General features: G+C 65.2%; 11 protein-coding genes. 6 read left to right on the top strand and 5 right to left on the bottom strand.

Annotated elements, in window-relative coordinates; translation table 11 throughout:
• Positions 1–573 precede the first annotated feature (573 nt).
• Entirely contained in the window at positions 574–1,989 is a 1,416-nt protein-coding gene (locus tag AB9K35_RS24550; protein WP_369930209.1) for a methyl-accepting chemotaxis protein, read from the bottom strand.
• 214 nt (positions 1,990–2,203) lie between these two features.
• Between AB9K35_RS24550 and AB9K35_RS24545 the strand changes: the two genes are divergently transcribed.
• The 3 genes from AB9K35_RS24545 (at position 2,204) to AB9K35_RS24535 (ending at position 8,678) form a co-directional block, all read left to right on the top strand.
• Positions 2,204–5,131 carry a Hint domain-containing protein gene (locus AB9K35_RS24545; protein ID WP_369930207.1) on the top strand — a complete coding sequence of 976 codons (2,928 nt, stop codon included), beginning with the start codon at positions 2,204–2,206 and terminating at the stop codon, positions 5,129–5,131.
• A 589-nt stretch (positions 5,132–5,720) separates the two neighbouring features.
• Positions 5,721–6,470, top strand: coding sequence for a CHASE domain-containing protein (locus tag AB9K35_RS24540; protein WP_369930205.1), 750 nt, complete (start codon positions 5,721–5,723; stop codon positions 6,468–6,470).
• Between the two features lie 84 nt (positions 6,471–6,554).
• The gene (locus AB9K35_RS24535) at positions 6,555–8,678 is read left to right on the top strand and encodes an ATP-binding protein (protein ID WP_369930203.1); all 2,124 of its coding nucleotides are present in this window, start codon (positions 6,555–6,557) and stop codon (positions 8,676–8,678) included.
• A 38-nt stretch (positions 8,679–8,716) separates the two neighbouring features.
• Here the strand turns inward: AB9K35_RS24535 and AB9K35_RS24530 are convergent, their stop codons facing one another.
• The 3 genes from AB9K35_RS24530 to AB9K35_RS24520 all read right to left on the bottom strand — a co-directional run bounded on the left by AB9K35_RS24530 (position 8,717) and on the right by AB9K35_RS24520 (position 12,151).
• Positions 8,717–9,556, bottom strand: a complete 840-nt coding sequence (locus AB9K35_RS24530; RefSeq protein WP_369930202.1) for a hypothetical protein — start codon at positions 9,554–9,556, stop codon at positions 8,717–8,719.
• A 41-nt stretch (positions 9,557–9,597) separates the two neighbouring features.
• Positions 9,598–11,274, bottom strand: coding sequence for a Na/Pi cotransporter family protein (locus tag AB9K35_RS24525; protein ID WP_369930200.1), 1,677 nt, complete (start codon positions 11,272–11,274; stop codon positions 9,598–9,600).
• A gap of 82 nt (positions 11,275–11,356) precedes the next feature.
• Positions 11,357–12,151 carry a DeoR/GlpR family DNA-binding transcription regulator gene (locus AB9K35_RS24520; protein WP_369930198.1) on the bottom strand — a complete coding sequence of 265 codons (795 nt, stop codon included), beginning with the start codon at positions 12,149–12,151 and terminating at the stop codon, positions 11,357–11,359.
• 265 nt (positions 12,152–12,416) lie between these two features.
• On the opposite strand from AB9K35_RS24520, the gene AB9K35_RS24515 reads away from it, so the two are divergent.
• Complete coding sequence (locus AB9K35_RS24515) at positions 12,417–13,676, top strand: glycerate kinase (RefSeq protein ID WP_369930196.1); 1,260 nt, start codon at positions 12,417–12,419, stop codon at positions 13,674–13,676.
• A 21-nt stretch (positions 13,677–13,697) separates the two neighbouring features.
• On the opposite strand, the gene hpaR is transcribed toward AB9K35_RS24515, so the two are convergent.
• Complete coding sequence (hpaR, locus tag AB9K35_RS24510; RefSeq protein WP_222454682.1) at positions 13,698–14,144, bottom strand: homoprotocatechuate degradation operon regulator HpaR; 447 nt, start codon at positions 14,142–14,144, stop codon at positions 13,698–13,700.
• A gap of 437 nt (positions 14,145–14,581) precedes the next feature.
• On the opposite strand from hpaR, the gene AB9K35_RS24505 reads away from it, so the two are divergent.
• A complete protein-coding gene (locus AB9K35_RS24505; RefSeq protein WP_369930194.1) occupies positions 14,582–15,994 on the top strand; it encodes an aspartate aminotransferase family protein in 1,413 nt (470 codons plus the stop codon).
• A gap of 217 nt (positions 15,995–16,211) precedes the next feature.
• Entirely contained in the window at positions 16,212–16,982 is a 771-nt protein-coding gene (locus AB9K35_RS24500) for an aldolase/citrate lyase family protein (RefSeq protein ID WP_369930192.1), read from the top strand.
• Positions 16,983–16,987 lie beyond the last annotated feature (5 nt).

The raw sequence follows: 16,987 nt of genomic DNA, 5'->3' as shown, positions 1-16,987 counted from the left end.
AAACCGCCCACATATCTCTTCAGTTATCCATCAATGTCAAAGAGCATACACCCGGAGGCAAAAACAGGACCGTTGCGCCATTCTCACAGCGCGCCCGCCTCGTTCCATCCAACAGATGCCGCCGTCTCTCCAGCGCGTCCCACCGTCTCTCCGGCGTGTCAGCAGCGCCTCAGCGCCGCCGGTGAAAGGTGTTCTATGATCAGCGCCGAAGAGTCGCAACCCCTTTTTTGACATTCTGATGACTTTCCACGCAGAAAGTCTGAAATATCAAATATAGCAATGACTTAACCCCCGCACAAAAGACGTCCTCCCTGCTCTTTTGAGGGGGGCTGGTGAAGGCTGCGCAATCCACAAAACAAAGCGGGCTCACTTCCCCACTAGATATAGAGGGGCGGGCGACATTGGGCACAAGACTCCAGACAGGGGCGACTCGCCGAACCAGCCTCCTCGCCTCGGGAATCGTGCCCGTCAGAGACTCTTGAGCCGCCGACACGCCTACCCTTGATCGCAGGACCGCCTGCCACGGATCGTGCCGGGCAGGGCAGCCGTCATCCGCAGCAGCCGGTCGTGGCTTCAGAAATCCTGCCAGCCCGCTGATGCCGCGGCGGCGGGCGGCGTTGCCACTGGGGTCGCCGCACCGGGACGCTGAAACGGCACGATCTCGGCCTGGCCGCCGACCTGCCCCCCGGGCTGGCCACCCTGGAACCGGGACACCTCGCGGGTCAACAGGCTCGCATCCTCAGCGAGCTGCTGGCTGGCCGACGAGGTCTCCTCCACCATTGCGGCATTCTGCTGGGTCACCTGATCCAGTTGCGATACGCCAAGGTTGATCTCGCCCAGCGCGGTGGCTTGCTCATTGGCACCGGCCGCGATGCGCCCGATATGGGCCGAGATATTGCCGACACTGTCGATGATCTGCTTCAGCTCCGCCCCGGTGCGCCCCACGAGGTCGACCCCGCTGGCCACCTGCTGCTTGCTCTGGCCGATCAGCTGCTTGATCTCCCCCGCCGCACCGGCGGATCGCTGGGCCAGGGCCCGCACTTCGGAGGCGACCACGGCAAAGCCCCGCCCGGCCTCGCCGGCGCGGGCGGCCTCGACCCCGGCGTTCAGCGCCAGCAAGTTGGTCTGGAAGGCGATATCGTCGATCATGCCGATGATCTTGGCGATCTCTTCGGAAGAGGCTTCGATCTGCGCCATCGCGGCAACCGCGTCGCTGACCACATGGCCGCTGCGCTCGGCCGCCACCTGGGCGTCACTGACGATGGCCTCCACCTTGCGCGCGCCCTCGGCGGATGACCGGACCGTGGCGGTCAGCTCCTCGATCGCTGCGGCCGTTTCCTCCAGCGTGGCAGCCTGGCTCTCGGTACGCTGGGAGAGGTTGGCCGAGGAGGCCGAAATCTCGTCCGCGGTCCGCCCCACCGCACCGGTCACACGGCTGACCGCGCCGATCGCGGCCTGCAGCTGTTCGGCCGACCGGTTGAAGGCTTCGCCAAGGGCGGCAATATCCGGCTGCGTCGACAGCTCCACCCGTTGCCCCAGGTCACCGCGGCTCATCGCCTCGAGCCCGCGGGCGATTTCCTGCAACCCGAGCCGCCGGACGGTCACATCCGTGGCCACCTTGACCACTCGTTCCACCGCTCCCTCCGCGTTCAGGACCGGCGCATAGGTGGCCTGGATCCAGATCGTCGCACCGGCCTTGGTCCGCCGCGGAAACTGATCCGTAAACGTCTTCCCCGCCGCCAGATCGGCCCAGAACTGCGCGTATTCGGCGCTGGCGGCAAGCTCCGCATCGACGAACATCGAATGATGCTGGCCGACGATCTCCTCGAGTTGATAGCCAAGCGCGTTCAGGAAATTCTGGTTCGCCTGCAGGATGGTTCCGTCGGGTTTGAACTGGATGGTCGCCTGGGTGCGGTCGACCATTTCGGCAAGGATCTCGGCATTGCTGCGCTCACTGGACGTCTTGGCGGCCTTACTTCTGAAAAACAAAGAGCATCTCCACATAGCGGGTTCCCGGATGCAGAAGCGAAGTAGCGTCAAACCCTCACAAAAGGCTTAACCGCCCGCCGGATTCGCGCGGCAACCACCGCTTACGCTGTCTTAATCCCTTGGCTTTAGGGTGGAGCGGATTCGACTCGTGGCCCAACTGCTGGCGCCGCGCAGACGAGCTGCCGTTATCGATCCTGCTGCCGGAGAGCCGACCATGCCCATCGAAATCCTTCCAAGCCAAGCGAACGGAAATGCATTCGGCTTTCTGAACCGGCTACTCCGCGGCTCTGAACGGGATGACAATATTGAGCTGGCCGGCGATCAGAATTTCGCCTCCGGCGAAGGCGGCAATGATTCCATCAGCGGCACAACCGGCAACGACGTGATCTTTGGCGGGCGCGCAGAAGGGGCCGGTGTGGGCCAGCATGCCGACCCATTGACGTTGAACATCAACAACCTGCACAGCCAATCCTACCAAGGCACCGAGGCGCACGAGGGCGATTGGGCGATCTACAACAATGTCGCTCAGCTGGCTGACGGCCGCATGATCAGCGGCCGCCTGGTTCTGGTGGAAAAGTCGGACCCATGGATGTCCGTCGATCTGGCCAGTGGGCGCGGCTATGAAATCCTGATGCAGGGCTGGGGAACAGGCGACACCGCCAAGTTCCGGCTGGAATTCTTCGATCCCGCCACCGGGGAACCCGTAGCGCTGAACTCGATGGCCACCTTTAACGATATTGATAGCAACGGCGGCAACAACCACGAAGGCGTTCACCTGGACGCCGAGAGTTTTACCGCGGTCGGCACCGCGGCGAACAGCAATTTGGACATGAGCCAGGACGGATCGACCGTTTCCGTTACCGGCACCACCTCCAACAACCCGGATCAGGAAGAAGCCTGGTTTTCGGCCCGGTTCGAGGACCGCACGTTCATCGAATTCGACCTTGAGAGCCGGACCTCCAGCTCGGGCTTTACCCTCTCCGGTGCCGTGATCGCGGGCGCCGTCTTTACCGAGATCGAAGAGGACAATGACACGCTTGAGGGCGGACTTGGCGATGACATCATCTTCGGTCAGGGCGGTGACGACCTGATCGACGGCGGCGAGGGCAACGACAGCCTGGCCGGCGGCGATGGCGCCGACTTCCTGACCGGTGATGTCGGCGATGACACCCTGTTCGGCGGCAGCGGCGGCGACACCCTGATGGGCGGCGACGGCAACGACTTCATCGACGGCGGCGAAGGCGACGACCTCTTGCGCACCGGCCTCGGCAACGACACCCTGCTGGGCGGCGAAGGCAACGACACGCTGATGAACTCGGCCGGGGACGACAGCCTGGTCGGGGGCACCGGCGATGACAGCATCGTCGCGACCGAGGGCAACGACACGCTCGAGGGCGGCGATGGCAATGACACGCTGATCGGTGGCCTGGACAATGACAGCCTCCTTGGCGGCGCGGGCCATGACCTGATGTACGGCGACGAGGGGCTGGACATCATGGCCGGCGGTCTCGGCAATGACACCATGTACGGCGGCATCAACACCGACACCATGGAGGGCGGCGACGGCGACGACCTGCTCTATGGCGAGGATGGTGATGACATCATGGCCGGCGGCGCCGGCAACGACCTGATGTATGGTGGTGCCGGCAACGACTACATGACCACCGGCACCGGTCACGACACGCTGTATGGCGGTGCGGGCAACGACACGCTGCAAAACTCCTCCGGCAACGACAGCCTGGTCGGCGGCAGCGGCGACGACAGCATCACTGCCACCGCAGGCAACGACACGCTGAAGGGCGGCACCGGCAACGACACCATGCACGGCGGCGCCGACAACGACGTGCTGTACGGTGGCGAAGGCAACGACAGCATGACCGGCGGTGACGATGCCGATATCTTCGTGATCGAGGACAACTTCGGGCACGATACCGTTGTTGGCGGCGAAGGCGGCATCGATCGAGACATCCTGGACTTTTCGCATGTCTCCAGCCCGGTGAATGTCGTCTATTCCAGCGGCGAGGCGGGTACCGCCACCAGCGGCACCAACGACGTCACATTCTCTGAAATCGAACGCGTCAACGGCACCTCCAGCGCCGACACGTTTGACGGCTCGGCCGCGCTCACCGGCATCAATGTCAACGCCGGCGCAGGCGATGACACCATCACCACCGGTCTTGGCTCCGACACCCTGATTGGTGGCGCTGGCGACGACACCTATATCCTGACGTCCGGTGGCGGCTCGGACACCATCAAGGACTATGACACCGCGGACAGCGACGGGAATGGCCTGCGGAACGACCAGTTCGACGTCTCCAACCTGAAGGGCGGCACCGGCTATCTCGGCAAGGTCACCTGGCGCGACGTCCGGGTCTCCGATGACGGTCACGGCAATGCCAAGCTGATCTTCCCCGAGGGCGAAACCGTCGTGCTCCACGGCGTGGCCCCGAGCGACATGACCAGCGAAGCACAGCTGCGCGCCTCGGGTATCCCCTGCTTCACCAGCGGCACCATGATCCTGACGCCCCGCGGCGAAGTGCCGGTGGAAACCCTGCGCCCGGGCGATCTGGTGACCACCCGCGACAACGGCCCACAACCGGTGCTCTGGGTGGCCTGCCGGGCGCTTGACGCGGCCGAACTGCAGGCCGGACCTGACCAGCGCCCGATCCGGATCGAGGCCGGCGCCTTCGGCCAGGACGCGCCGCTGATCCTGTCGCCGCAACATGGGCTGTTGCTGACCGGCCCGGATGGCCGCGACCAGCTGGTCCGCGCCCGCCACCTTGCCCAGCTGCGCGGCGGCGCGGTGCGCGTCATGAACGGCTGTCGCGAGGTGCACTACTTCCACCTGTTGTTCGAAACGCATCAGCTGGTCTGGGCCAACGGGCTTCCCGCCGAGAGCTTCTATCCCGGCCCCATGGCCCTCGGTGGCCTGACACCGCAGTCCCGGGCAGCCTTGTTCGCGGACTTCCCGGGCTTTGCCCGCATTGAAACCCTCAGTGACAGCCGCAGCCAGTACGGAGCCCCGGTGGCGGAATACTCCCGCACCCGGTCGCTGCCGTCGCATGTCAACGACTTCCGCGCCACGCTGCACACCGGGATCAGCGCGCCCTCGGCGCCCTCCAGCTCCAGGAAAGTCGCCTGACCACCGCGCGCCACCTCAACGCAAGCCCGTCCTGCCCCGCCCGCTTCCCGGTGCCGTCCGGGGGGCTTCGACGTCGCCAGGCCTGCACTACGTGTTGCCAGGACGGCTCCGCACGTGTCGGAGTCCTGCGCCCCACCTTCCTCGGCACCCGCACACCGCCCGCCTTTCGCCAGCAGTGCGCATCAACTTTCAAGGCATTAACGGTGCTGTAACGATATGCCGCCAGAATTTATCCTTATCCGCACCAGAAACTGGTCAGCGGCTGGTGCCAATCCTCCCGCAAGTGGACGACAGCACCGAACGGTTAACAGGTGATGGGAGCCCGACCCAAATGACCCAACCGAAGACCTCACGACGGCCGCTTGGCCGGTTCCTTGCCGCGCCTCAGGCGCAGCGGTCCCGGCGTTGTCGTCCCGAGACCTTTGCAGGCACCTGTGACCCTGCTGCAAGCCATGATCGCATTGCGCACACTGCCGGGCCCAGAATGGTTGCTTTTTCATCGCGAAATACCGCTTTTGGTGAAAACGCACGCACAAAACTGCCAGCTCAGACGTTCTGGGCACCACCCGGAACGCGCGAAGGAAGCTAAATGGACGCACCCCGTACCCTGCCGAGCTGGCTTCTGGCCCTGAAAAACCGCGCCTACCTGCCAACCATTCTCGCCCTCGTGGTGGTCTGTGTCGCCGTGCTCTACGCCGAGCAGCAGAACCGCACCATTCATCAACAATCGATGCGCGCGCAGGTCCAGCAGGCCGCGGGCCTGATCAAGTCCCGCCTCGAAGCGCAGCTGAATGGCGACTACCAGCGGATGCGGGGGCTCGCGGCCATGCTGGCCACAGAGCCGAAAATGTCCCAGGAGCGGTTTGCCCAGATCGCCAGCCACGTGCTGGAGGGCAAGACCGCCATCCGCCACTTCGCGGCCGCCCCCGACCTTGTTGTGTCGCTGGTCCACCCGATGGAAGGCAACGCTCGCGCCATCGGGCTGGACTACAACAAGAACGACGAGCAGCGCGCCGCCGCCTATCGGGTGCGCGTCAGCGGCGACATGGTGCTGGCGGGTCCGGTGAACCTGGTTCAGGGGGGCACCGGTTTCATCTACCGGTTGCCGATCTTCACCGATGCGCCGGAAGGCCGGGCGTTTTGGGGCATCCTGTCCGCGGTCACCGAAACAAACACGCTCTACACCGCCGCGGGACTGCTGGAAGACAGCGACGGCATCGAATATGCGCTCAACGGGCAGGACGGCACCGGCACCGCCGGCGGCCAGTTCTTTGGCGACAGCGCGGTCTTCGCGGGCGACCCGGTCCTGTTGGACATCAACCTGCCGGTCGGCAGCTGACAGCTAGCCGCGCGACCGACGGACGGCTGGGAGACCCGCCCCGACAACCTGTGGCGGCTGAGGCTTGGCCTCCTGGCGGCCGGCATGCTGATTGTCTTTCCCACGTTCCTTGCCGGCAAGCTCTCCGCCGCCCGGCAAACTGTCATCGGCCAATTGCGCCGCCGCGAAAGCGAGCTGGCCTCGGTCTCCCGGCGACTGGAGATCGCGGTCAAGACGTCCCGAGTGGGGATCTGGGAATGCAGCGCCCAGGACGCGCATTACACCTGGGACGATCGCATGCACGAGCTCTATGGCGTTCAGCAGAAGATCGGCGCGATCACCGGGGACGACTGGCTACAGCGCCTTCACCCTCAGGACCGGGAGCGCGTGACCCAGTCCTGGCAGCGGGCGGAAACCGACAAGACCCAGTTTTCCGAAGAATTCCGCATCATCATGGATGACGGTTCGATCAAGCATATCCGCGCCCTCGCCAGCAGTTTCACCGATCCCGAGGGCAAGGACTGGATCATCGGCGTCAACTGGAATGTGTCCGAGGACGTGCGCCTGCGCGAACAGCTGATCCACGCCAACGAGGCGCTGTCCCAGCAGAACAAGGAGCTGAATGCCGGCAAGCAGGCCCTGGAAGCCGCCCATGCGGCGCTGCAGAAGCAGCAGGCCGAGCTGCACCGCCTGTCGCTGGTGGCCAAACACGCCTCGGACAGCATCATTCTGACCGACGCCGACAAACGCATTCTGTGGGTGAACGAGGCCTTCACGCGTGCCACCGGCTACTTCCCGGCCGAAGCCATCGGGCGCACCCCCTCGGAGCTTCTGGACGGCAAGAACACCGACCCCAATGTGATCCGCGAGCTGAACCGCCACAAGGCCATGGGCAAGCGCTACCACACCGAGGTGCTCAGCTATACCAAATCCGGTGATGAGATCTGGATGGACACCAACATCGTTCCAGTCACCGGGCCGGACGGCAAGGTCGATCTCATCATTGGCATCGAGCGCGACATCACCCGCAGCAAGCAACGTGAACGTGAACTGGCCGAAGCCAAGCTGGCCGCCGAGAAGGCCGACCGCGCCAAATCCGAGTTCCTCGCGAACATGAGCCACGAAATCCGCACCCCGATGAACGGCATCATCGGCATGGCCGAACTGCTGGCAGAGGCGGACCTGGCCGCGGATGACCACCAGAACGTGGAAGTGATCCGCAGCTCGGCACAGGCACTGCTGAAGATCATCAACGACATTCTTGACCTGTCCCGGCTCGAGGCCGGGAAGTTCTCGATCGTGGAAGAAGATTTCGACCTGCACGACTGCCTGAGCAGCGTGGCGGGCCTGTTCCGTCCCAAGGCCATCGAAAAGGGGCTGGCGTTGGACATCACCTTTGCCGAGGGGCTGCCCGAACGCCTGCGCGGCGACGACGGCCGCCTGCGGCAGATTCTGGTGAACCTGATCGGCAATGCGGTGAAATTCACCCATCACGGCCGAATCGACGTGCGCGTGTCCCACGCCGCGACCGATCCCTGCCGCCTGGTGGTGGAGGTCGAAGACAGCGGAATCGGTGTATCGCCGACCCAGGCCCAACACATCTTTGACCGGTTCACCCAGGCCGACGGCGCCACCACCAAGGCTTTTGGCGGCACCGGGCTGGGGCTGACGATCTCCAGCATGCTGGCGCGGCGCATGGGGGGCACGATCTCGGTGCAGTCAACCCCCGGCCAAGGTTCCTGCTTCCGTCTCGAGGTGCAGATGGCCCCTGCTGCCACGATGGACGGGCCGCAGACGCTGCACTTGCCCGACAACCGCACCAGCCTGCGGCCATGCCGCATCCTCTTGGCCGAAGACAACCAGACCAACCGGCTGCTGATCCGCAAGTTCCTGCGTGGCCAGCCGGTCGAGCTTGTGGAGGCCGAAAACGGTCGTGCGGCGGTGGAGATATGCCGGGAGCAGCCCCCCGACATCATCCTGATGGACATGTCGATGCCGGAACTCGACGGGCTCGCTGCGACACGGGAAATCCGCGACCTGCCGATCGTGCAACCGGTGATCATCGCGCTGACCGCCAATGCGTTTTCCAGCGACCGCGACGCCTGCCTCAAGGCCGGGATGGACCACTTCCTGACCAAGCCGGTGAAAAAGACGGTGCTGCTGCACACTTTGGCGACCGCGCAGAACGAGAACCCGGTCTGGCTCGATCCACCCCGCGCCAGCGCCTGACCCTCCCCCGCCGCAGCCCTGCGACCCGACCGTCCCGGTCAGACCGCCAGTCCGATCAGCGCTACGCCCAGCGCAACCAGCACCGCCGCGCCCAGCCGCCGCATCCAGTTGCCTTCCTTGAGGAAGACAAAGCCGATCAGCGCCGCGAAGATCACCGAGGTTTCCCGCAGCGCCGACACCGCACCCAGCGGCGCGAAATTCTTGGCAAACAGCACCAGCCCGTAGGCCGTCATCGACACCATTCCCCCGGCCAGCCCCAGCAACCAGACGCGCGCAGGCAGGCGGGTCAGCGTGTCCCGTTTGCGCCAGCCGACAAAGCCCGCGATGAACAGATGTAAAAACGCGCCCCAGGCCCAGTAGCTCAGCGTGTTGCCCGACAGGCGCACGCCGATCCCATCGACCACCGAATAGACGGAGATGCACAAGCCCGTGCCCGCGGCAAACCCCAGCGCCGCACGCCCCACCCCTGACCGCAGCGCCTTCCAGCTGCTCAGCTGGATCGCAACAGCAATGACCGCGATTCCACCCCAGGCCTGCAGCGGCAGCCGCTCACCCGCGAACAGCAGCGCCCACAGCCCCACGAGTGCCGGCACGATCCCGCGGGCAATGGGATAGACGACGCTCAGATCGCCATGCCGGTAGGCCTGCCCAAGCATGAAGAAATAGCCGAAATGCACCACCGTCGACAGCAGGATGTAGACAAAGCTCTCGGCCGACGGCAGCGGCAGCAGCACCACCATCGCGGCGCCGGGAATGACATGTCCCAGCGCCACCAGGCCCAGGGTGGTCGTGCGGTCAGCGGCCGTCTTGACGATGGCGTTCCAGACCGCATGCAGCAATGCCGCCGACAGGATAATGGCGATGACAAAGGGCGTCATGGTTTTGGGGGCCTTTCATGCCGACGCGGCAATACGAGGGGTCAATCCGCGTCTTCCTGCTGCAGATCGTTGATCAGGCGGGTCTCCAGCAACTGCCCGTTCTGATACAGCAACGGATAGGCCACAGCGGCGATGTGACTGTTGAACTCCCGCAGGGCGCGCAGCGTCTCCAGATGAATGTCGGAGGTGTCGAAACTGTCGCGCGCGCCGTTCTGCAGCCGCCTCAGGTGGCGCTTGCGGCTGTCGCGTTCCATCCGCTTCACCTCGGTCTTCTCCAGGCTCAACAGCCGCGCGCTTTCCAGGTCGTCCGAAATCAGCACGTTCGAAGCCAGCTGCATGTTGGCCAGGATGGCCTCGTGCATGCGGGTGATTTCCAGCCAGCCCTCGCGCGAGAAGCGCAGGTTCTTGCGGTTCAGATCCCCCGCCAGCACCGCCAGCCGTCGCGCCACCACATCACCTGCGGTTTCCAGCCGGATGGCATATTCCATCAAGCTGCGCGCGGTCTTCAACTCCTCCCGGTCAAAGGCATCTTCGGGAATGGCGGCCACATAGCTGCGGATCCCCGAAAGGCAGGCGTTGACCTCCTCATCCATCTTCTGCACCGCGCGGATCTGCTCCTTGGTCCCCTCCTCGTACAGGTCCAGCACCGGGCGGAACATCGCCCCCACCTGGTCCGACATGCGCAACAGCTCGCGCTTGAGGTTGGAGATCGCCAAGGCCGGTGAGCCGTAGTTACCCGGCTCCAGAGCGCTGATAGGCCGCCCCGGCTGGATCACCGTAGACGGTGCCGGATCCGGGAACAGACGACAGAACAGATCACCCAGCGGGGTGCACACCGGCAGCGCCAGCACCAGGAGCGAAGCATTGAAGGCCAGGTGGGCGTTGACCAGCATCTGCCCGCCCTGCGGATCTCCCAGCCAGCCCTGCCGCAGCGCCAGGTTGGCGCCAAAGAGGCAGATCACCGCCCAGCTGCCCCGCAACGCCAGGTTGGCATAGGGGATGCGGCGGGCCGGCAGGTTCAGCCCCCGGCTGAGCCAGACCGGAATGAAGGCCGACCCGAAATTGGCGCCAAGCACCAGCGACAACCCGGCGGCAAAGGGCAGCGCGTCGATCTGCACCAGGGTCACGCACATCAGGATCGCCGCCACCGAGGAATGCATGACAAAGGCCAAGGCACCTCCGACAAGAAAGGCGGTGATGTAGTCGCGCGCCAGGTAGCCCGCAACCGCGGGCAGGAAAGCACTGTCGCGGATCGGATCCATCGCCTCGCGCAGGAACCGGAGCGAAATCAGGATGAAGGCGATCCCCATGAGGATGCGCCCCAGCTGGCGCGCTTTCTTGGCTTCGGTCTTGACGAAAAGATAGCCACCAAGCGCCAGCAGCACCGGCACCAGCCAGTCCAGCTTGAACGACAGGATCTGAATGATCAGCGCCGAGCCCAGGTCGCCTCCCAGCACGATCGCAAGCCCGGCCGGGAAGGTCAGGTAGCCACTCGCCGCAAACCCCGAGGTCAACAGCGCCACCGCCGCCGAGCTTTGCAGAACGATCGCCAGCAGCAGCCCCATGGCCCCGGCCTGCAGATGGCTCTGCTTGCCGGTCAGCAAGCGCTGGAACGAGGCGCCGTAGCTGCGCTCGATACCGGTGCGCACCATCCGCACCGCATAAAGCAGCAGCATCGTGGCACCGGCCAGGCTGATGAGAAACGTCAGAATTGCCATGTCAGGTCTCGCCTACCGAATTTTTACCGCCACCTTCAAAGGCAGCGCGGTCCAGGGGTCTACTGTTCTCGTCTTGCATCAATCAGCCCTCCTGCTCATCCTCGGCCGCGACATGCAGGCGAATACCCCAGTCGGCCAGGGCCGCGCCGTGTTTCTTGCCCGGCGGGTGATCGGTGAACACATCGTCGATGCGCCGGGGATCGGGGCCGCAGTGCGGCGCACTTTCGTCGAACTTGGGATGCGTGACAGCCACCGCCACCTGGTCGGCGCATTCGGCGGCCAGACCCGCCAGCTGGGCCTCGGCGGCGCTGTGGTACAGGATCCCGCGCCGCGCCGAGAACCCGTCCGCCGACAGCACCGCGAGGTCCGGGGCGAACCGGCGCAGCTGCTGCTCGGTCACGAAGCCAAAGGTGCCGCGCTCGTTGCTCTCCAGCTCCCCGCCCAGCAGGTGCACCCGGTTGCCGTTGTGCCCGGCCAGGGCCTGCGCCGCGCCCAGCGCATTCGTCACCACCACCAACCCGGAGTACCGCCGCAGCGCTTCGGCGACAAAGGCCGTGGTGGAGCCCACGTCCAGGAATACTGCCATCCCGTCGCGCACCCGCCGCGCCAACGCCGCGGCGATGCGGGTCTTCTCCTTTTGATGCTCGCCGATCCGGCGGGCAAAGCCGCTGCCGCTCTGCGCCCCGGCCAGATAGGCACCGCCATGCACACGTTGCACCGCCCCGGCCTTGTGCAGCGCCTTGATGGTGCGCCGCACGGTTTCCTCGGAAACATCCAGCATCTTGGTCAGCTCGGCACTGCGCGCGGACCCACCCAGGCGCCGCAGCGCCTCCAGCAATTCCACCTCGCGACGCGAATGAGAAAAACGATCCGTCAAATTCCAACCCGCTTCTGGCCTTCCCTATCAGGTAGATAACAAATCTACGCTCACAGCAAGGCAAAACCCACAAAACCCCACAAAGATACCGCAAACACCCACAAATACGCCACCCAGCCCGCGATTGACGACACAGCCCCCTGTCGGGCACAAGTTAGCGCAAGCATTTGGGGCCATAACAACAGACGACGGACAGCCGGACAGCCCCGCCACGGCCCCTACTTGGCCGCGGCCCCATCACGGCACCGCCGACACGGAGACAGAGATGACCGAATTGCAGCACGCAGCCCAAAGCCTGTTCCAGGCCGCAGTCGACCGCGCCGACCCCGCTCGCGCCCTGCGGGCAGAGCTTTCGCAGAACCCGCTGCCCGAGGTTGCCTCCGGGGGACGGGACGTGCTGCTGGCGGTTGGCAAGGCGGCGGTGCCGCTGATGCGGGAGGCCCTGGCACAATTCCCGCACGCCAGCCAGGCACTGGTCGTCACCAATCCGGAAAACCGCGTCACGCTGGAGGGCGCCACTGTCATCTGTGGTGCCCATCCGGTGCCTGATGACAGCAGCGCCGCGACGGGCCGGGCAGTGATGGAACTGGTCGGCTCCCTTGGCGCACAGGATCGGTTGATCGCGCTGATTTCGGGTGGCGGCTCGGCACTGATGGTGGCCCCGGCCCCCGGCCTGACCCTGGCGGACAAGGCGGCGGTCAATGACCTGCTGCTCGCCTCGGGTCTGGAAATCAACCAGATGAACCTGATCCGGCAACAGCTCTCGGACCTGAAGGGCGGCGGCCTGCTGCGCCATGCCGCCCCGGCAGAGGTCCGGGCCTATATCCTGTCCGACGTCATCGGCGACGATCTGCGCGCCATTGCCTCCGGCCCCACCGTGTCACCGATCGGAACACGCGCTCAAGCGCGCGAGCTGTTGCAGGAAACCGGCCTTTGGGCACGCCTGCCGGATGCCGTCCGGCACCATCTGGGCAGTGCCGAAGCGGCGCAGACCGCACCCGCCGAAGTCACCAACACGCTGATCGGCTCCAACCGGCACAGCCTGCAGGCGGTGCTCGAGGCCGCGAGCACCGACTGGGAGGCACAGTTGGTCAGCGACCAGCTGGTCGGGGATGTGGCGGATGCCGCGGAAACCGTGGTTGCCGCCGCCCGGCAAGCGCCTGCGGACCGGCCCGTGGCGCTGATCTTCGGAGGTGAGACGACCGTGCAGCTGCGCGGCAGCGGACTGGGCGGGCGCAACCAGGAACTGGCCCTGCGCGTCGCCAGACTGGGCGCGCAGCAGCTGGAGGGCAACTGGCTCTTCCTGTCAGGCGGCACCGACGGCCGGGACGGCCCGACAGAGGCTGCAGGCGGGATTGTCACCGGCTCCACCTGGCAGGCCATCGCCGATGCGGGACAGGACCCGCAGGCCCTGCTGGACAACAACGACAGCCACGCCGCGCTGGCCGCCGCCAATGCGCTGCTGCACACCGGCGGGACCGGAACCAACGTGGCGGACGTGCAGATCTTTCTGCGCCGCCCCTAGGGCAGCGCGGGACCACAAAACCTACTCGGTTTCCGAAAGATCGATCTTGTCCAGCTCGTTCAGCAGGTCCAGCAATGCTTCGTAACGCTCCGCACCCATGCGCTGCCGGGTGCGGTCGATCAACTCGAGGCTGGCGTCGATGTTGTCGGCAATGACCTGCGCCCCCGCCTCGGTGATCTCGACCACCTGGCGGCGGCGGTCCTCCTGATCGCGGGTGCGGCTGATCAGCTGCTTTTCCTCCAGCTTCTGCAGGATCCGCGTCAGGCTGGGCAGCAGCAGGCAGGCCTTTTCGGCGATCTGGGTCGGATCGATCGGGCCGCTTTCCTCGACCACCCGCAACACGCGCCATTGCTGTTCAGTCATGTCCGCGCCGCTCAAAAGCGCGCGGATCGGCCCCATCACCCGCTCGCGTGCGCGCAGCAGGGCAATAGGCAGGGAGCGGTCGGTGGACGGCATCATCTTGGTCATACCCGATTATCGCCCCGCTTGGGGATAAACGCAATTGCTGCCTCGCTTTCTGCGGGTTGACGTCCCGCAAAATAGCAATTGCCGCCAACGGTCGGCAGGTCGCGAACAGCACCCCCCGGCGCTGCAACAGCCGTTGCGGCACTGCCGGAACGCCAACCGGGGCAAGACCATGACGCAGCAGAGCAGCCCAGAACTCTCCCGCACGCCCAGCCCTCGCGGAAGAAACAGGCTCTAAATCAGGGCAATCATCTCATTGCGCAGCTTCTTGGCCTCGCGAAGCTGCCGCTGATCCCAACGCCAACCCAGGGAATTCACAACCGCTCATTGCACCCAGCGGCAACACAGGACAGTCTCTGGCCCTGGAGCGGCGTGAAAGGCCCTCCCGGGGGATTGCCTTGCGCTGACCACACCCCCGGCACCGACCTGAGGAACACACGATGAAATGGAATGAATTCTCCGAATGGGGGCGCCGGGTCGCCGACTGGGCACAGGACTATCACCTGACCGTGGGCGACCGCCCGGTGCGCGCCCGGACCCGCCCCGGCGAGGTGCTGAACGCCCTGCCCCAGACCCCGCCCGAACAGGGCGAGGAGATGGAAACGATCTTTGCCGATTTTGAATCCACCGTGCTGCCGGGCATCACCCATTGGCAGCACCCGCGCTTCTTTGCCTATTTCAACTCCAACGCCGCCGCGCCCTCGGTACTGGCCGAGTTCCTCGCCTCCGCCATCGCGCCGCAATGCATGCTGTGGCAGACCTCGCCCGCCGCGACCGAGATGGAAACCCGGATGATGGATTGGCTGCGCCAGGCGCTCGACCTGCCGCAGGCATTCCAGGGGGTGATCCAGGACAGCGCCTCCTCCGCCACCCTCGCAGCGGTGCTGACCATGCGGGAGAAGGCGCTGAACTGGCAGGGCAACAATCAGGGTCTATTTGGGCAAAAGCAGCTGCGAATCTACTGCTCGTCCGAGGTTCACACCTCCATTGACCGCGCCATCTGGGTTGCGGGCATCGGCCAGCAGAACCTCGTCCGCGTGCCGATCAAGGGCGACTGGCGCGGCATGGACCCGGCCGCGCTGGAGACCGCCATCAAACAAGACATCGCCGCAGGCCACCAGCCCGCCGGCGTGATCCTCTGCGTCGGCGGCACCGGCACCGGCGCCACCGACCCGGTGGACCAGTTGCTGGACGTGGCCGAGACATACGGTCTCTACACCCATGTCGATGCCGCCTGGGCCGGCTCGGCCATGATCTGCCCGGAATACCGCCACTACTGGCCCGGCGTGGAGCGCGCCGACAGCATCGTCTTCAACCCGCACAAGTGGCTTGGCGTGCAGTTCGACTGTTCGGCCCATTTCCTCAAGAACCCGGATGATCTGGTGCAGACCCTCGCCATCAGCCCGGAGTACCTCAAGACCCACGGCCACGACGGCATCATCAACTATTCCGAATGGTCGGTGCCGCTGGGCCGCCGTTTCCGCGCGCTGAAGATCTGGTTCCTGATCCGCACCTACGGGCTCGAGGGGCTGCGCCAGCGGCTGCGTAACCACGTGAACTGGTCCAGCCAATTACACGAAAAACTCAAGTTAGAGCCTGATTTCCAGATCGTGACCCCGCCGATGTGGTCGCTCTGGACCTTCCGCTACACCCCTGATGGCGCGACCGACCTCGATGCGCTGAACCTGCGGCTGGTCAATGCGATCAACGACGATGGCCGCATCTATCTGACCCAGACGCGCGTCGACGGCCAGTTGGTGATCCGCTTTCAGGCTGGCCAGTTCGAGACCACCGAAGCCGACGTGATGATGGCCTTCGAGGTCATCACCGACATTGCGAGAAACCTGGCATAAACCGGCTTTCCTGTGCCGTGAGCTACGGCTGACGGGATGGCGCTGCGGCGCCGTCCCGAGGAAGCGCCAGGAAGGGTCGAATATGGACAAAGGAATACGGGGGCGGATACCGTGACCCCAAGCGCCTTCCCCCCGTCCGATCACACGCCTGCCGGGCGCGAAAATCGCCGCTTTAGGCTCTGTTACAATTCCCTTCGCCTGACACAGGAGGCCCCAAATGCCCGCGCCCAAGAACACCTTCAAACAGGCCCTCGCCGAGGGGAAGCGCCAGATCGGCTGCTGGCTCTGCTTTGCCGAGGCGTCGACAGCCGAGATCATGGGCACCTGCGGGTTTGACTGGCTGGTGATCGACGGCGAACACGCCCCCAACGACATTCGCTCCATCCGGGATCAGCTGATGGCGCTGGCCAACTCGACCAGCCACCCTGTCGTGCGGCTGCCTGTCGGGGAAACCTGGATGATCAAACAGGTGCTGGATGCGGGCGCACAGACGATCCTGGTGCCAATCGTGGAAAGCGCCGCACAGGCCCGCGAGTTGGTGCGCGCCTGCCATTACCCGCCCAAGGGCGTGCGCGGCGTCGGAGCCACGGCGGCGCGGGCGACAGGCTTTGGCACTGTCAGCGACTACATTCAGACGGCTGATCAGGAAATCTGCCTGCTGGTGCAGGTGGAAAACCGCGCCGGGATCGCGGCGCTGGACGAGATCCTGGAGGTTGAGGGCATCGATGGTGTCTTCATCGGCCCAGCGGACCTTTCGACCGACTTGGGGTTCCAGGGCAATTCCGCCCATCCCGAGGTGCGCGCGGTGATCGCCAATGCCCTGCATCGCATCAAGGCTGCCGGAAAGGCGCCCGGCATCCTCGGGACCACGGAGGAAGCGACGCAAAGCTACGCCGACATGGGCGCGCAATTCCTTGCCGTGGGACTGGACGTCATGATCCTTGCCCGCAACGCCCGGGAGCTGGCAGCCCATTGGAAGGCGAAGTGACGCAA

Origin of the sequence: Leisingera sp. XS_AS12 (assembly GCF_041224635.1) — a bacterium.
In the GTDB taxonomy this organism is placed as follows: domain Bacteria; phylum Pseudomonadota; class Alphaproteobacteria; order Rhodobacterales; family Rhodobacteraceae; genus Leisingera.
Note: the sequence above shows the minus strand (reverse complement) of the source record. Positions and strands in the feature narration are given on the sequence as shown.

Bases quoted from the DNA above. Each gene is read 5' to 3' on its own strand.
- AB9K35_RS24540 (WP_369930205.1), top strand. From the start codon at position 5,721: ATGGACGCACCCCGTACCCTGCCGAGCTGGCTTCTGGCCCTGAAAAAC.
- AB9K35_RS24535 (WP_369930203.1), top strand. From the start codon at position 6,555: ATGCTGATTGTCTTTCCCACGTTCCTTGCCGGCAAGCTCTCCGCCGCC.
- AB9K35_RS24545 (WP_369930207.1), top strand. From the start codon at position 2,204: ATGCCCATCGAAATCCTTCCAAGCCAAGCGAACGGAAATGCATTCGGC.
- AB9K35_RS24515 (WP_369930196.1), top strand. From the start codon at position 12,417: ATGACCGAATTGCAGCACGCAGCCCAAAGCCTGTTCCAGGCCGCAGTC.
- AB9K35_RS24530 (WP_369930202.1), bottom strand. From the start codon at position 9,556: ATGACGCCCTTTGTCATCGCCATTATCCTGTCGGCGGCATTGCTGCAT.
- AB9K35_RS24500 (WP_369930192.1), top strand. From the start codon at position 16,212: ATGCCCGCGCCCAAGAACACCTTCAAACAGGCCCTCGCCGAGGGGAAG.
- AB9K35_RS24525 (WP_369930200.1), bottom strand. From the start codon at position 11,274: ATGGCAATTCTGACGTTTCTCATCAGCCTGGCCGGTGCCACGATGCTG.
- hpaR (WP_222454682.1), bottom strand. From the start codon at position 14,144: ATGACCAAGATGATGCCGTCCACCGACCGCTCCCTGCCTATTGCCCTG.
- AB9K35_RS24505 (WP_369930194.1), top strand. From the start codon at position 14,582: ATGAAATGGAATGAATTCTCCGAATGGGGGCGCCGGGTCGCCGACTGG.